Origin of the sequence: Lentzea atacamensis, from assembly GCF_003269295.1 — a bacterium.
Lineage (GTDB): Bacteria > Actinomycetota > Actinomycetes > Mycobacteriales > Pseudonocardiaceae > Lentzea > Lentzea atacamensis.
In genome coordinates this window covers 168877-182587 of the sequence record NZ_QLTT01000009.1, presented here as the reverse complement: position 1 = coordinate 182587, position 13711 = coordinate 168877, and the positions used below count along the sequence as shown (strand labels likewise).

Sequence of the window (13711 nt, the reverse complement as noted above, 5' to 3'; positions counted from 1 at the left end):
CGGGAGACCCCACCGTGCGCGAGCACGATCTTCACGAGCGTTTCGAATCCTCCTTTGACGACGCCGACACCATGCGGCGCAAGGGAAAGCGCGGTAAGCGCGCCAACGCCGACGACACGGAGCCAACGCGTCGCGGCCGCATGACAGAAGAAGAAAAGCTGCGGATCGCACGACTGCGCGAGGACCAGCTCAGCACGGCTGACACCCCCGAGGACGGCGACCGCTGGTCCACGTGGGGCGACGCCGAGCAGGGGCCCAGGCCGCACCCGGACTGGCTCGTCACCGAGCTGGCCGCGGTCGACCGCGAGCTGGGCATCGTGAAGACCGGCAAGGAAGCGGACGTCTTCCTGCTGGAACGCGCGATGGGCGAGAAGGCGTGCCTGCTCGCCGCCAAGCGCTACCGCAGCAACGACCACCGGATGTTCCACCGCGACGCGGGATATCTGGAGGGCCGGCGGATGAAGAAGTCCCGCGAGATGCGGGCCATCCAGAACCGCACCGCGTTCGGGCGCAACCTGATCGCGGAGCAGTGGGCGGTCGCGGAGTTCGCCGCGCTCGCCAGGCTGTGGCAGATCGGCGCGCCGGTGCCGTATCCGGTGCAGCGCAGCGGCACCGAGCTGCTGCTGGAGTTCATCGGCGACGACGAGGGCAACGCGGCACCGCGGCTCGCGCAGGCGCGTCCGGACGAGGACGAGCTGCTCGACCTGTGGCGCCAGCTGGTCGCCACGCTGATGACGCTCGCCGAGGCGGGTCTCACGCACGGCGACCTGTCCGCGTTCAACCTGATGGTCCACGAAGGCAGGCTGATCATGATCGACCTGCCGCAGGTGGTCGACCTCGTCGCGAACCCCCGCGGCGTGGAGTTCCTCGACCGCGACGTCCGCAACATCAGCGGTTGGTTCGCCTCGCGCGGCCTCCCGCCGGAGATCGCCGACCCGTCTGCGCTGGTGGCGACGCTGCTGGACGTCGCGGGTATGGCGTGACCCACCTTGCGCGCCCGGCCGTGTCCAACGACACTGCCGGGCGCGCAAGGCACGGCCATTGATCAGCTAGACTGTGCTGTACACCGATGAAGGCTTGACGGCCGTTGACCGGTGTTTCCACCCACTCATCAGCGGCGTGACCCTCACGCCGGGCCCGTCCTTGTGATCGGCACCGCGGTAGCGCGCGGGGCAGCCTCGAGACGTGCCATGTCCCGGAGGTTTGTTTTGCCATCAATGTCCGAAGGTCGTTCCGAGCGCTCTTTCAGCCGCGGCAAGCCGCGTCGCCGCTCGGGCCGCCAGGGCAACTCCCGTCCGCAGGCGCGGGTCGAGGAGCCGATCGTCGCCGAGCACTTCGAGAGCACGCTGCCGGAAGGCCCGCTGCCCTCGTTCGCTGAGCTCGGCCTGGCAGACGCGCTGATCAAGTCGCTCGTCGCCAACGAAATCACCGCACCGTTCCCCATTCAGGCCGCCACCCTGCCCGACGCGATGTCGGGCCGGGACATCCTCGGCCGTGGCCAGACGGGCTCCGGCAAGACGCTGGCGTTCGGCCTCGCCATGCTGAGCCGCCTCGCGGGCGGCCGCTCGACGCCGCACAAGCCCCGCGGCCTGATCCTGGTTCCGACCCGCGAGCTCGCGATGCAGGTGGAGACGGCGCTCATGCCGCACGCCCGCGCGCTCAACATGTGGTGCCGCGTCGTCGTCGGCGGCACGTCGTTCCCGCGCCAGATCGATCACCTGCGCCGCGGCGTCGACCTGCTGATCGCCACGCCTGGCCGTCTGTCCGACCACGTGCGTCAGGGCACCTGCGACCTGTCCCAGGTCGAGATCACCGCGCTGGACGAGGCCGACCAGATGGCGGACATGGGCTTCATGCCCCAGGTTCGCGCGATCCTCGACCTGACCCCGCAGGACGGCCAGCGCCTGCTGTTCTCCGCGACGCTCGACGGCGACGTGGACAAGCTGGTCCGCCAGTACCTGCACAACCCGGTGACGCACTCGGTGGCCCCGGCCACCGCGAGCGTCACGACGATGGATCACCACCTGCTGTTCGTGTCCGCTGAGGACAAGCAGAACGTGGTGACCGAGGTGGCCGCGCGCGAGGGCCGCACGATCATGTTCGTGCGCACCAAGCACCACGTCGACCGCCTCGCCAAGAAGCTCCGTTCCGTCGGCGTCCACGCGGGCGCCCTGCACGGCGGCAAGGCGCAGAGCGCCCGCACCCGCGTGCTCGGCGAGTTCCGCGAGGGCACCACGCCGGTTCTCATCGCGACCGATGTGGCGGCCCGCGGCATCCACGTGGACGACGTCTCGCTCGTCGTGCACGTCGACCCGCCGGCCGACCCGAAGGACTACCTGCACCGCGCCGGCCGCACGGCTCGCGCCGGTCAGTCCGGCACGGTCGTCACGCTGGTCACGCACGACCAGCGGCGCGCCGTCCAGGGCATGGCCGCCCGTGCGGGCATCCGCCCGGAGAGCACGAAGGTGCGCCCCGGCGACGACGACCTGATCCGCATCACGGGTGCCCGCACCCCGAGCGGTGAGCCGGTGATCGAGCGCGAGAAGCCGGCCCGTCGCGGTGGCGGTGGCGGACGTCGTTTCGGCGCCCCGGCCGTCGGTGGCCGCGGTGAGTACCGCGGCGGCTCCGGCCGTCGTACCGAGGGCGGCGAGTTCCGCAGTGGACCGCGTCGTCCCTCCGGTGAGAGCGGCGAGCTCCGCAGCGGCCCGCGCCGCTCGGAGCGCTCAGAGGGCGGCCGTGCTTTCGGCCGGACCGAGCGCACCGGCCGTCCGCGCCGGGCTCCGCAGCACTGACACGACGAGCAAAGGCCGCCTCTCCCGTGCCGGGGAGGCGGCCTTTGCCGTGTCAGCCCGTCCTGCGGTCCACGTGCGGCATCAGGTCCACCGCGGGTTCCGCGAACCAGGCGGCGGCACGCTCCTGCTTCTCCGAACGCACCGCGCGCGGCAGCTGGCCGGTTACGACGTCGCGCACCAGGCAGTGCCGGAAGCCGTATTCGATCTCGCCCGTCTCGTTGTTGCGGCCCCTGGCGGCGCAGGAAGTCCCGTTGTTCCAGCAGTTCCAGCGCCTTGGCGACGTCACCGGGATCTCGCTGACCGGTAGCGGCCACCGCGCCGGGGGACACGAGATCACCCACCACAGCGGCGTCCCCGAGGACTGCCTTCACCGTCAGTGGCAGTGAGTCCACCTGAGCCGTGATCACACTGCGCACGGGAGGCGGCATCGGCAGGCCGCCATCGTTGTGCACACAAGGCATGCGCGGGTCGGACACCATCCGCGCGTACTCGGTCGCGAAGAACGGGTTGCCGCCCACGCACGAGACCAAGGCCTGCCACAGTTCGGCTGACAGTTCCCGAGCCTCCAGCAGCGAGTTCGACAGGCTGCGGGTGCTGTTGTGCGACAACGGTTCCAGGCTGATCGTGGTGGCGTTGCGCTTGCCTCCGACCAAGAAGGACGGCGCTGCAACAACTCCGGCCGCGCGGTGGCGATCACCAACAGCGGCACCGAACCGGCCTGTTCGCTCAGCTCCTCCACGAAGTCGAGCACGACGTCGTTGGCCCAGTGCACGTCCTCCAGGAAGACGACCAGCGGCCCGGAATCGGCGATCTCCTCCAGGAACCGCCGCCACGCCGGAAAGTCGGGCGGCACCTCGGGCGACGTCCCGGCCAGCCCGGCGAGGCTCGAGTGCAGCCGATCGGCCAGCTCTCCGGCACCGACCAAAGAAGACAGAGCGGCGCGCAGGTTCTCGGGCGACGCGAAGCCGCGCACGACGTCGGACAACGGGCCGTAGCCGTGGTCGTCACCGAAAGCGGTGGCGGTACCGCACAACGCCATGACCGGAGACGTGCAGGCGGCGGCCAATTCGGAGACCAGCCGGGTCTTGCCCACGCTCGCCTCGCCCAGCACGGTCACGAAGTGCGGGCGGCGGCGCACGCGAACCTCATCCAGAAGCCCTTGCAGCACAAGGAGTTCATGTTCGCGCTCGACGAACGGCACGGGAACCTGGGCACGGCGGGTCGCTCCGCGCGGGGAGATGCACGAGACCGCCTGCCAGCCGCCGGTCGGGGCGGGGTCGGCGGCCCACGTCACCGACGCACTCGCGGCACGGGTCGCGGTGCAGGCACGGACGGCGCCCAGCGGTGCGAGTGCCGTCGGCGGACGGTCGCTGACCGGACTACGTGGTCGGCACCAGCGAGTGGAGCATCTTCTGCAGCTCGGCCTCCTTGGGCAGCGGCGGGTTCGTGCCACCACCACCGCCCTCCAGGTCGCCGTTCACCACCAGCGCGTGCAGCTTGTTGCTGCCGTTGAGCACGACGACCTTGACCGCGCCCTTGCTCGCCAGGCACTTGTTGGCCGACTGGGTGATCGTGGCGTCGACCTGCACGCCCTCGACGACGACCTTCTTGCCGTCCTTCTGGGTGTGCTGGATCTGCACGGCCTTGGGCTGCGTCAGCGTCACCTGCGGGGTGCCGCCCGACGCGTAGAACTGCTCCGCCACGGCCTTGGTGAAGTCGGTCGCGGTCTGGTTGATGTCGCCCTTGGGGAGCAGCGCGCCGCCGTTGGTGCCCTTCGTGAACGGCTTGCCCTCGCACTCGTAGTCGCCGTAAGTGGTGACGGCGGACAGCGAGATGCCGGGGAACTTGTCGATCGGGATCCGCGCGTCGCTCACGACGTCCCAGTTCTTCGGGACCTCGTAGTTGTAGCCGAGCGACGTCTCGACGCACTGCACGCCCTCGTTCTTGCAGGCGCCGGTGGTCGGCTGCGACGAGGCACTGGTCGGGGTGGTCGGGTTGTTCTGCGCGTTCGGGTCGCCCGAGCCTCGCGAGAGCAGGTACCACGTCAGGCCGCCGCCGGCCAGCAGCACCAGCACGACGGCGCCGAGCACCAGCCAGAGGGTCTTCTTGCTCTTCGGCGGTTCGCTGTCGAAGCCGCCGTAGACGCCCAGGCCGCCGTACTGGCCGTAGCCCTGCTGCGGGAAGCCGCCCTGCTGCGGGTAACCGCCCTGGTCCGGGAAGCCGCCCTGCTGGGGGAAACCGCCCGTCTGCGGAGGGCCGCCGGCCTGGTAGCCACCGCTCGAGTAGTCACCACCCTGCTGCTGGCCCCAGCCCTGCTGGTCGTTCCAGCCGCCCTGTCCGCCGCCACCTGGGTAAGTCACGGGGAAACGGTACCTGGTGGGTCTGACGGGGCTTAATTCATCAAGCGTTGACTTCGACGGCGCGCCGGGCGTACCGTTCCATCAAATTCAACGCGTGATGAACAAATGGAGGTCAGTGATGCGCACCGCGCTGGTCACCGCCGTCGCAGGCGCGGTGGTGGCGTTTCTCCTGGGACTGCTGACATTCGGCGTGCAGGCGACCGTGCACCCGCACGACGTCCCGCTCGCCGTGGTGGCGCCTCCGCCGATCGCGGAACGCGTCAGAGCCGCCGACTCGGCCGAGGTCGACATCAGATCCGTGGACGCGGCCGAGGCCCGGACCCTGCTGGCGGACAAGGAGGTCTACGGGGTTCTGGAGATCTCACCCGGCCAGGCGACGATCCGGCTCAACCCCGCGGTCAACCCGTCCGGCACGCAGGTCGCGCAGCAGGTGCTGACCGGTGTCGCCCAGGGCGCCGGGCTGCCGGTCAAGACGGAGACCCTGGCCGTCACAGCGGCCGAACGCACAGCGCCGCTCGCCGCGAGCGCACTGCTGTGGGTCGGCGGGATGGTCGCCGGGTTGTTGTTCGTGGTGCTGAAGGGAAGGCGGTTCCGGCTGCTGTCGGCGCTCACCACGTCCGTGCTGGTCGTCGGCGCGGTCATCGGCCTGCTCGCGTGGTGGGGCGTCACGTTCGGCGCGGCCGCGATCACGTTCATGTTCGCCGTCGCCGTGTCGTTCGCCCTGCTGCAAGCCGGGCTGTTCAAGCACCTCGGCATCCGCGCGATGGGCGTTCTCGGCCTGCTCTACCTGATGGCGCCCGCGGTGGCGGGTCAGGTGCCGGAGCTGCTCAACCCGGCCTACAAGGCGGTCCTGTGGTCGTGGACGCCGTTCCGGTTCTCGACGGAAGGCCTGCGCAGCCTCATGTACGACGGCTCCATCAGCACCGAGTGGTGGGTGTTCGGCGGGATCGCGCTCGTCGGCCTGGTGCTGCTGCTAGCCGGCAAGGAAGCTCAGCCGGACCGTCCGGACGGGGTTGTCGACGTTGGTGTCGACCAGGCAGATGGACTGCCACGTCCCGAGCGCCAGCACACCGCCTAGCACCGGGATCGTCGCGTACGGCGGCACCAGCGCGGGCATCACGTGGTCACGACCGTGACCGGGGGTGCCGTGCCGGTGCCGCCACTTCACGTCGCGGGGCAGGATGCGCTCCAACGCGGTCAGCAGGTCGTCGTCGCTGCCCGCACCCGTCTCGATGATGGCGACGCCGGCGGTCGCGTGCGGCACCCACACGTGCAGCAGGCCGTCGCCGGTCTCGTCTTCGAGGAACCGCTCGCACTCACGCGTGAGGTCGTGGACGACCTCCTCGGAACCGGTGCGGATCTGGATCTCCTCGCTGCGCATGGCTTCAGATCTTACGAACGATCCGGGCGGGGTTGCCGACCGCGAGCACGTGATCAGGCAAATCACGCGTCACGACACTGCCGGCGCCGACCACCGTGTTGTCGCCGACCGTGACTCCGGGACACACGATCACGCCACCGCCGAACCACACCCTGTCGCCGATGACGATCGGTGCGGTCGTCTCCCAGCCCGCGATCCGGGCCTCGTGGTCCTCGATCGGGTGCAACGCCGTCAGCAGCTGCACGCGAGGTCCCATCATCACGTTGTCGCCGATGGTGACAGGCCCGCAGTCGAGGATGATGCCGTCGTAGTTCATGAAGCTGTTCGAGCCGATGCGCGTGTTGTAGCCGTACTCGATCTGCAGGCGGGGCAACAGGACCGTGTTCTCGCCGATCTCCGCGACGAAGTCCTTCAGCAGAGCGTGCATGCCCTCGTAGTCGCCCGGTTCGGAGGCGTTGTAGCGGATCATCAGGCGCTGGGCCCGCTGCCGGTCGTCCTCCAGTTCGGGGTCCATCGAGAGGTACGGCTCGCCCTTGATCATCTTCTCGCGGTTGGTTCCCAAGGTGGTCCCTTCAAGCGGTGTAAGCGCGACGGTAGTCAGTGGGCGGGACACCGACATGGGCGGTGAAGTGGCGGCGCAGGTTCGCCCCCGTCCCCAGGCCGCACCGCCCCGCGACCTGTTCCACGGACAGCGAGGTCGTCTCCAGCAACGCCTGGGCGTGGGCGACGCGCTGGGCGAGCAGCCACTGCAACGGCGTGCTGCCCGTGGCGTCGTGCAGGCGGCGGAAGAACGTGCGCTGGCTCATCCCGGCGCGGCGGGCGAGCTCGGCGACGGTGAGCGGCCGTTCGAGGTGCCGCACCGCCCACTCCAGCACCGGCGCGATGCTGTCGTCGTCGGTCTCGGGCACGTGCCGGGTGACGAACTGGGCCTGGCCCCCGGTGCGGTGCGCGGGCACGCACAGCTTGCGGGCCAGCTGGTTGGCCACGTGCGCGCCGAGGTCCTGGCGCACCAGGTGCAGGCACAGGTCGAGCCCGGCGGCCGCGCCCGCGCTCGTGAGGACGTTGCCGTCCTCGATGTAGAGCACGGAGTCGTCGACCTCGACCCGCGGATACCGGCGGGCGAGACGGTCCGTGTAGGACCAGTGCGCGGTGGCGCGGCGACCGTCGAGCAACCCGGCTTCGGCGAGCACGAACGCTCCGTTGCACAACGCGGCGATGCGCACGCCGTGGTCCGCCGCGTCCTGGAGTTCCTTGACCAGCAACGGGTTCAGCGGCTCGGTCCCGTCGAGAACGGCCTGCGGGACGGACGGGACGATGATCGTGTCCGCCCCGTGCAGACCTTCCAGGCCGTGCTCGGGGTTGAGCGTCCAGCCGTTCCCGGCCCGCGGTGCCGCGGGGTCCAGGCCGCACAACCGCATCGTGTACCAGGGATCGAAGTGGTCGACGCCGAACACCACGCACGCCAGCCCGGCCTCGTACACGTCCCAGAGAGCCGGCGCGTCGTCGTCGGTCACCAAGATCGCCACCACGCTCATGCCGCCAGGCTAGCTGGCAGCAATCGTTCGACAGGAGGCATTTCTGCCACTGTCGGTGCGCGGCGCGACTTGCGAGGGTGGTGAACATCAACCACAACCCTTGGGGGACAACGCAATGCGATCCGATGTTGCCGTGCTCGGCCTCGGTCAGATGGGTTCGGCACTCGCGGAGGCCTTCCTGCGCGCCGGGCACCGCGTCACGGTCTGGAACCGCTCGCCCGCCAAAGCCGAACCGTTGGTGGCACAGGGGGCTCAGGCGGCGAGCTCGGCCGTGGAGGCGCAACGCTCGGCACCTGTCGTCGTGGCCTGCGTGCTCGACTACCCGGCACTGACCGAGATCCTCGATCCCGAGCGGCCCGGCATCCTGGTCAACCTCACCTCGGGCTCACCGGAACAGGCCCGTGAGATGGCCAGGCGCGGCGGGCGCTACGTAGACGGCGGCATCATGACCACCCCGCCGGGCATCGGCGACCAGCGCTCGATGATCCTCTACAGCGGCGACCAGGACGCCCTCGCCGAGGCGTCCGGCCTGTTGTCGGCGCTGGCCGAGCCGATCAACCTCGGCGCAGACCCCGGTCTGGCCGCCCTGTACGACACGGCACTGCTCGGCATCATGTGGTCCACGCTCACCGGGTGGCTGCACGCCGCCGCACTCGTCACCGCCGACGGCGCCACCGCCGAGCACTTCACGCCGCTGGCCACCCGCTGGCTCGGCCCGGTCGCGGGGTTCATCAGCAGCTACGCGCCGCAGGTCGACTCCGGTTCCTACCCCGGTTCGGACGCGACGCTCGACGTGCATCTGGCCACGCTGGACCACCTCGTGCACGCCAGCGAGGTGCGGAAGGTCGACGCGGCGCTGCCGCGGTTGCTGCACGACTACGCGCGGAGGGCGGTCGAATCCGGTCATGGCGCGGACGGCTGGGCCCGGATCATCGAACTGCTGCGGGCGGCCTGAGATGGACTGGTCCACATTGCTCGACGCCACGACCGACGACTGCATGCGGGTCATGGGCACGCTGCCGGAAGACGGTTTCTCCCGCCACGCCAACGGTTTGAACTGGTCCTGCCGCGTGACGCTCGACCACGTCGTCGAGGGCCTGCTCGGCTACACGGCCCTGTTGACCACTCGTGCGGAGCGCCGCTGGACCAGCCTGCACGGCAGCCTTCGCGCCGAGTCCCTGGAGCACTGCCTGGAGGGTGTCGCGACCGCCGCCACGTTGCTGTCGCGCACAGTCGCCGCGGCCACTCCGGACGTGCGGGCGTGGCACCCGTGGGGCACTTCGGACGCGGCCGGGTTCGCCGCGATGGGCATCACCGAGCTGACGATGCACACGCACGACATCACTCGGGCCTTCGGCGTGGAGTGGCGGTCAGCGCACTGCGCGCCCGTGGTCGAGCGGCTGTTCCCTGACGCACCACGGCATTCCGACCCGTTCGCGCTGCTGCTGTGGTGCACCGGACGCGGTGAGCTACCCGGCGTGCCGCGACGAGAGCAGTGGCAGTGGCACGGAGCGGTCGCCGCGTAGATTCGCGTCATGCGCGTGCTCTTCGCCAGCATGGCGACGGTCGGCCACACCTACCCGTTGATCCCGTTGGCGCTCGCACTGCGCAACGCCGGACACGATGTCCACTTCGCGGTCGGCGACGAGATGCACTCCGAGCTGAACAGGCTTGGGCTGCAGCCGTTCCGTCCGGACCTGGTCTTCGGCGAGATCTACGCCGAGGACATCAGGCCGGAGCTGGAACGCCTCCTGCCCGACCTGGTGATCAGCGGGTGGGCCGTGCCCGAGGTGTTCAAGGAGGCGCGCAGGCGGGCGTTCCCGGTGCTGTGGCACGGCTTCGGCCGCATGTTCCCGGACGGCATCGGGCTCACGCGCCCGGACGGTGGCAGGCACATCGACATCTGCCCGCCCTCGTTGCAGGACGCCGGCTTCCAGGACGACCGCATCCTGCTGCGGCCGGTGCCGCACTCAGCTCCCGGTGAGGTGCCCCAGCGCACCCACGACAAGCTGATCTACCTCACGCTCGGCACCGCGTTCGGCACGGAGTCCGTGCTCACCACGGCCATCGCGGGGCTCGGGAAGCTGGACGCGCAGGTGGTCGTCGCCGCACCCCGCGTCCAGCTCACCGGCCTGCCACCGAACGTCACGGTGCACCCGTGGCTGCCGCAGACCGAAGTGATCAGGCAGGCGGACGTCGTCGTCCACCACGGCGGCAGCGGCACGATGCTGGCTGCCCTGGCCGAGGGGGTCCCACAGGTCGTGTTGCCACAAGGCGCCGACCAGTTCGGCAACGCCGCCGCTGTCGTCGAAGCCGGTGCGGGCGTGCGGCCGGACGCGGTGAGTGCCGAGGCGGTCGCGGAGTGCGCACAACGGTTGCTGATGGACGGAGAACACAGAAAAGCTGCAGGTCAGATGGCGAAAGAGATACGTCACATGCCTTCGCCGCAGGAAGTTGCGGACAGTCTGGCGGGCGTTGTGTAACACTGTTTTTTATGAAGGCAAGCCGCCTGCGCCTGGGCATGAACCTGTGGCCGCCGTTCCTGTTCGCCGGGATCCGCGTTGTCGAGATCTCGCCGGACTACCGGTACGCGCGCGTCAAGATGCGTCTGCGCCCGTGGAACCGCAACTTCTTCGGCACCCACTTCGGTGGCTCGCTGTTCGCGATGACCGACCCGTTCTGGGTGCTGCTGTTGTTCAACCAGCTCGGCGGCGAGCACGTGGTGTGGGACCAGGCCGGCGAGATCGAGTTCGTCGCGCCCGGCCGCGGCACCGTCTACGCCGAGTTCCGGCTGACCGACGAGCACGTCGAGCAGGTGCTGGACCAGACCGCCTCCGGGGAGAAGGCGTTGATCTGGTTCGAGACGGACGTCGTGGGGCAGGATGGAACCGTGATCGCAAAGGTGAAGAAGCAGGTCTACGCGCGACGTAAGCGCGGTAAGCAGCTCGCCCATGCGTGAGGCGTTCGGGGCGGTCTTCGACATCGAGCCCGGTTACCTCAACACGGCGTCCATCGGCGTGCCTCCGCGGCACGTCGCCGACGCGGTCGCGGCCTCGCACGAACGATGGCGGCGCGGTCAGGACACGTCGTCGTCCTTCAACGAGGTCGTCGAGACCTCACGTGCGGCGTTCGGCCAGTTGGTCGGGGTGCCCGCGACGTCGGTCGCATGCGGCGCCACGGTCTCGCAGTTCGTGTCGATGGTCGCGCAGGCGTTGCCGGCGGGTTCGAAGGTCTTCCTGCACGACGGCGAGTTCACCAGCGTGACGCTGCCGTTCGTCGCGGCCGGGCACAAGATCGTGTCCACTGTGGACGAAGCGGATCTCGTCGCGCTGAGCGTGGTCCAGTCGGCGGACGGTGCGATCGCGGACCTCGAAGCGTTGCGGGCGTCGGGCAAGCCGGTGCTGCTCGACGTCTCGCAGGCCGCGGGGTGGATGCCGTTGTCGCTGGCGTGGGCCGACTTCGTCGTCGGTGTCGCCTACAAGTGGCTGATGGCACCGCGCGGCGCGGCCTGGATGGCGGTGCGGCCGGACCGGATGGACTTTCTCAGGCCGGTGGCCGCGAACTGGTACAGCACCGAGGAGAACTACGGGATCGAGCTGCTGCTCCGTCCGGACGCACGGCGGTTCGACCTCTCGCCGACATGGTTCGCACACGTGGGTGCCGCCGTGGCGCTCCCGTGGATCGCCACACTCGACCTGGAGGCCGTGCGCGCGCACTGCGTGAATCTGACGGATCACCTGCTGACCGGACTGGGACTCAGCCCCAACGGCTCGGCGATCGTCTCGGTTGACGTGCCCCACATCCCCGGCGTCGTGTCGTCGATTCGCGCAGGCAGGACGCGGTTCGCCTGTCACCTGTACAACACGGTCGAGGACGTGGATCGGGTGCTCAAAGCGCTTGGCTGACCGCCGTCCGTTACCGTGGGTCCTTGTGTCGGAACCACGCCAGTCACCTGAAGAGGTGACCCAGAACCTGCCTCGCTTCCCACCGAGGCCAACCGACACCGCGCCGCTCTACCCGGCCGACGAGCTGATGAAGCTCCAGTCGATCATGGACAACCGCCAGGGGCAGCTGCCCCCGCAGCCGCCGTCACCGCCGCGCAGGACGACGTGGGTGGGCAAGGCGCTGGCGCTCGTCGGCGTCGCGGTGGTGTCGGGGTTCGTGTGGTGGGTGTTGCAGCCGTCGGACCCGGTGGACCAGCCCGTGGCGCAGCCGCAGAAGACCGCGGGGGAGTTCGAGTTCACCACCGTGCCGCAGCTGCCGGAGCCGGTGAAGGACAGCGACTGCGCGGCCCACGCGACGGGGCAGACGCAGGCGTTCCTCAAGACCACGCCGTGCCTGCAGCTGACGCGGGCCTTCTACACGGCCAAGCTGCCCGACGGCAGGGCCGTGTTCTCGTCGGTGTCCGTGGTGAAGATGCGGACGGCCGACGAAGCCAGGCAGCTGCGGGAGCTGACCCAGAAGGACGGCACCGGCAACGTCAAGGACCTGGTCCTGGACAAGGCGATCAGCGTGCCGCCGCTGACCACGCTGGCCAACGGCGGGTACGCCTCCGAGCAGCGCGACCAGCTGGTCGTGATCGTCGAGTCCGACTCGCCGGTCAAGTCCGCCGACGCGCTCACCCACAACAAGGAGATGAAGAAGGTCTCCGCGGACGCGATCAGGCTCGCGTCCTCCTTCGGCAGCTGACCCGCTAGCCGGAGGCGACACCCGGCATCGCGATCGATGCCGGGGTGGTTCCGGCGGCCTTGCGCCACCGGGTCGCGCGCACCGCCGCCGTCGTCAGCGCCTCCAGCGCCGTGGTCCGCAGCGCCGCGTCGTCGGTGCGCTCCAGCACCCCGCGCCACGCGGCACAGGTGTCCTGTTCGGCGGCGACGAGCGCCGCGAGCGCGGACGGCCCGTCCGAGACGGGTGACGGCGGCAGGTAGGCGGCGGCGGGCGGGTTCGGCGTCGCGTTCTGGTCCCGCAGCCACCGCTCGGTCGTGTCCCGGCGCGCGCGGTGCGCGTTCGAGCCCTCCGCGACGGCAGCGGCCTGGTTGCCCAGGAACGCCGCCACCATGCCGTAGGTCCACAACGCCGCGTGCTCGGTGCCGAGCGCGGTCTGCACGGCGTCCACGTTCACGAGAGCACCTCCCGCAGCGAGGCGCAGCCCGCGGCCACCGAACCGACGAGACCGGCGCGGTAGGTGGGCACCTTGGCGACGAGGGCCGACGCCTCGCGCACCGCGTCGTCGAGCGCGGTCCGCAGCGCCGCCAGCGGGTCCGGCGGAGTGGGCGGGATGGTGGGCGCCGGCGGGGCCGTCGAGGACAGCGGGGGCCGTTCGCGGTCGACCTCCGCCTGCAGCAGGCCGGCGTGGGTCTCACGAGCCTTGGCGATCTCCGCGGCCGCGGGCACCGTGGTCAGCGTCTTCGCCAGCGCGGCGTCCGCACGGGCCTGAGCCGCGAGCGCCGACAACGGGTCCGGCGGCGGTGGCGCGGGAGGTTCTGTGGTGCACGCAACGGCGAGCGGTGCGACGGCCACCGCGAACAGCACACGGCGGCGGCTGACCGATTCGGAGATCACGCGAACCCATATTGCCAGCAGCCGTGCGGCGCGGTGGGAGGCGGGCAAAGGAGATAGTCTGGGCGTCCACGGCCGCCGAAA

General features: G+C 70.1%; 17 protein-coding genes. 9 read left to right on the top strand and 8 right to left on the bottom strand.

Translation table 11 applies throughout. The features are described 5' to 3' along the window. Nucleotides 1–14: 14 nt before the first annotated feature. Together C8D87_RS34095 and C8D87_RS34090 are read left to right on the top strand one after the other, a co-directional pair. Entirely contained in the window at nucleotides 15–983 is a 969-nt protein-coding gene (locus C8D87_RS34095; RefSeq protein WP_407656872.1) for a serine protein kinase RIO, read from the top strand. 234 nt (nucleotides 984–1217) lie between these two features. Further along, nucleotides 1218–2792 carry a DEAD/DEAH box helicase gene (locus C8D87_RS34090; RefSeq protein WP_112229838.1) on the top strand — a complete coding sequence of 525 codons (1575 nt, stop codon included), beginning with the start codon at nucleotides 1218–1220 and terminating at the stop codon, nucleotides 2790–2792. Nucleotides 2793–2844: 52 nt separating this feature from the next. On the opposite strand, the gene C8D87_RS45380 is transcribed toward C8D87_RS34090, so the two are convergent. From C8D87_RS45380 to C8D87_RS34080, 3 genes are all read right to left on the bottom strand, one after another. Then, entirely contained in the window at nucleotides 2845–3078 is a 234-nt protein-coding gene (locus C8D87_RS45380) for a hypothetical protein (protein WP_146771948.1), read from the bottom strand. 117 nt (nucleotides 3079–3195) lie between these two features. Further along, complete coding sequence (locus C8D87_RS34085; RefSeq protein WP_170166685.1) at nucleotides 3196–4086, bottom strand: AAA family ATPase; 891 nt, start codon at nucleotides 4084–4086, stop codon at nucleotides 3196–3198. Nucleotides 4087–4171: 85 nt separating this feature from the next. Continuing rightward, complete coding sequence (locus C8D87_RS34080) at nucleotides 4172–5152, bottom strand: hypothetical protein (protein ID WP_112229834.1); 981 nt, start codon at nucleotides 5150–5152, stop codon at nucleotides 4172–4174. A 118-nt stretch (nucleotides 5153–5270) separates the two neighbouring features. Between C8D87_RS34080 and C8D87_RS34075 the strand changes: the two genes are divergently transcribed. Beyond that, nucleotides 5271–6230, top strand: coding sequence for an ABC transporter permease (locus C8D87_RS34075; RefSeq protein WP_233442430.1), 960 nt, complete (start codon nucleotides 5271–5273; stop codon nucleotides 6228–6230). On the opposite strand, the gene C8D87_RS34070 is transcribed toward C8D87_RS34075, so the two are convergent. The 3 genes from C8D87_RS34070 to C8D87_RS34060 are packed head-to-tail and all read right to left on the bottom strand — an operon-like array spanning nucleotide 6126 to nucleotide 8068. Then, nucleotides 6126–6533: a secondary thiamine-phosphate synthase enzyme YjbQ gene (locus C8D87_RS34070; RefSeq protein WP_112229830.1), complete on the bottom strand. Its 408-nt coding sequence runs from the start codon at nucleotides 6531–6533 to the stop codon at nucleotides 6126–6128. The two genes, C8D87_RS34075 and C8D87_RS34070, sit on opposite strands and share 105 nt — an antisense overlap. Before the next feature lie 4 nt (nucleotides 6534–6537). Beyond that, nucleotides 6538–7095, bottom strand: coding sequence for a sugar O-acetyltransferase (locus C8D87_RS34065; protein ID WP_233442429.1), 558 nt, complete (start codon nucleotides 7093–7095; stop codon nucleotides 6538–6540). A gap of 10 nt (nucleotides 7096–7105) precedes the next feature. Beyond that, nucleotides 7106–8068 (bottom strand): GlxA family transcriptional regulator, encoded by a 963-nt coding sequence (locus C8D87_RS34060; RefSeq protein ID WP_112229828.1) that lies wholly within the window; start codon nucleotides 8066–8068, stop codon nucleotides 7106–7108. 115 nt (nucleotides 8069–8183) lie between these two features. Between C8D87_RS34060 and C8D87_RS34055 the strand changes: the two genes are divergently transcribed. From C8D87_RS34055 to C8D87_RS34030, 6 genes are read left to right on the top strand one after another with little or no spacing between them, the layout of a single operon-like run. Continuing rightward, on the top strand, nucleotides 8184–9023 hold the full coding sequence (locus C8D87_RS34055) for an NAD(P)-dependent oxidoreductase (RefSeq protein WP_112229826.1): 840 nt from the start codon (nucleotides 8184–8186) through the stop codon (nucleotides 9021–9023). A 1-nt stretch (nucleotide 9024) separates the two neighbouring features. Then, complete coding sequence (locus tag C8D87_RS34050; RefSeq protein ID WP_112229824.1) at nucleotides 9025–9594, top strand: hypothetical protein; 570 nt, start codon at nucleotides 9025–9027, stop codon at nucleotides 9592–9594. A gap of 9 nt (nucleotides 9595–9603) precedes the next feature. Further along, nucleotides 9604–10551, top strand: a complete 948-nt coding sequence (locus C8D87_RS34045) for a glycosyltransferase (RefSeq protein ID WP_112229822.1) — start codon at nucleotides 9604–9606, stop codon at nucleotides 10549–10551. Nucleotides 10552–10562: 11 nt separating this feature from the next. After that, nucleotides 10563–11027: a DUF4442 domain-containing protein gene (locus tag C8D87_RS34040; protein ID WP_112229820.1), complete on the top strand. Its 465-nt coding sequence runs from the start codon at nucleotides 10563–10565 to the stop codon at nucleotides 11025–11027. Then, the gene (locus C8D87_RS34035; protein WP_112229818.1) at nucleotides 11020–11973 is read left to right on the top strand and encodes an aminotransferase class V-fold PLP-dependent enzyme; all 954 of its coding nucleotides are present in this window, start codon (nucleotides 11020–11022) and stop codon (nucleotides 11971–11973) included. The genes C8D87_RS34040 and C8D87_RS34035 overlap by 8 nt, the downstream gene beginning before the upstream one ends. Nucleotides 11974–12028: 55 nt before the next feature. Further along, complete coding sequence (locus C8D87_RS34030; RefSeq protein ID WP_109633829.1) at nucleotides 12029–12757, top strand: hypothetical protein; 729 nt, start codon at nucleotides 12029–12031, stop codon at nucleotides 12755–12757. Between the two features lie 4 nt (nucleotides 12758–12761). Here C8D87_RS34030 and C8D87_RS34025 read toward each other — a convergent pair whose 3' ends face one another. Together C8D87_RS34025 and C8D87_RS34020 are read right to left on the bottom strand one after the other, a co-directional pair. Beyond that, nucleotides 12762–13190, bottom strand: coding sequence for a ferritin-like domain-containing protein (locus tag C8D87_RS34025; RefSeq protein ID WP_112229816.1), 429 nt, complete (start codon nucleotides 13188–13190; stop codon nucleotides 12762–12764). Then, entirely contained in the window at nucleotides 13187–13630 is a 444-nt protein-coding gene (locus C8D87_RS34020) for a hypothetical protein (RefSeq protein WP_233439296.1), read from the bottom strand. Before C8D87_RS34020 ends, C8D87_RS34025 begins: the two co-directional genes overlap by 4 nt. Nucleotides 13631–13711: the final 81 nt, after the last annotated feature.

Coding starts and splice junctions, on each gene's coding strand:
- C8D87_RS34090 (WP_112229838.1), top strand. CDS start 1,218: ATGTCCGAAGGTCGTTCCGAGCGCTCTTTCAGCCGCGGCAAGCCGCGT.
- C8D87_RS34075 (WP_233442430.1), top strand. CDS start 5,271: ATGCGCACCGCGCTGGTCACCGCCGTCGCAGGCGCGGTGGTGGCGTTT.
- C8D87_RS34070 (WP_112229830.1), bottom strand. CDS start 6,533: ATGCGCAGCGAGGAGATCCAGATCCGCACCGGTTCCGAGGAGGTCGTC.
- C8D87_RS34060 (WP_112229828.1), bottom strand. CDS start 8,068: ATGAGCGTGGTGGCGATCTTGGTGACCGACGACGACGCGCCGGCTCTC.
- C8D87_RS34055 (WP_112229826.1), top strand. CDS start 8,184: ATGCGATCCGATGTTGCCGTGCTCGGCCTCGGTCAGATGGGTTCGGCA.
- C8D87_RS34050 (WP_112229824.1), top strand. CDS start 9,025: ATGGACTGGTCCACATTGCTCGACGCCACGACCGACGACTGCATGCGG.
- C8D87_RS34045 (WP_112229822.1), top strand. CDS start 9,604: ATGCGCGTGCTCTTCGCCAGCATGGCGACGGTCGGCCACACCTACCCG.
- C8D87_RS34040 (WP_112229820.1), top strand. CDS start 10,563: ATGAAGGCAAGCCGCCTGCGCCTGGGCATGAACCTGTGGCCGCCGTTC.
- C8D87_RS34035 (WP_112229818.1), top strand. CDS start 11,020: ATGCGTGAGGCGTTCGGGGCGGTCTTCGACATCGAGCCCGGTTACCTC.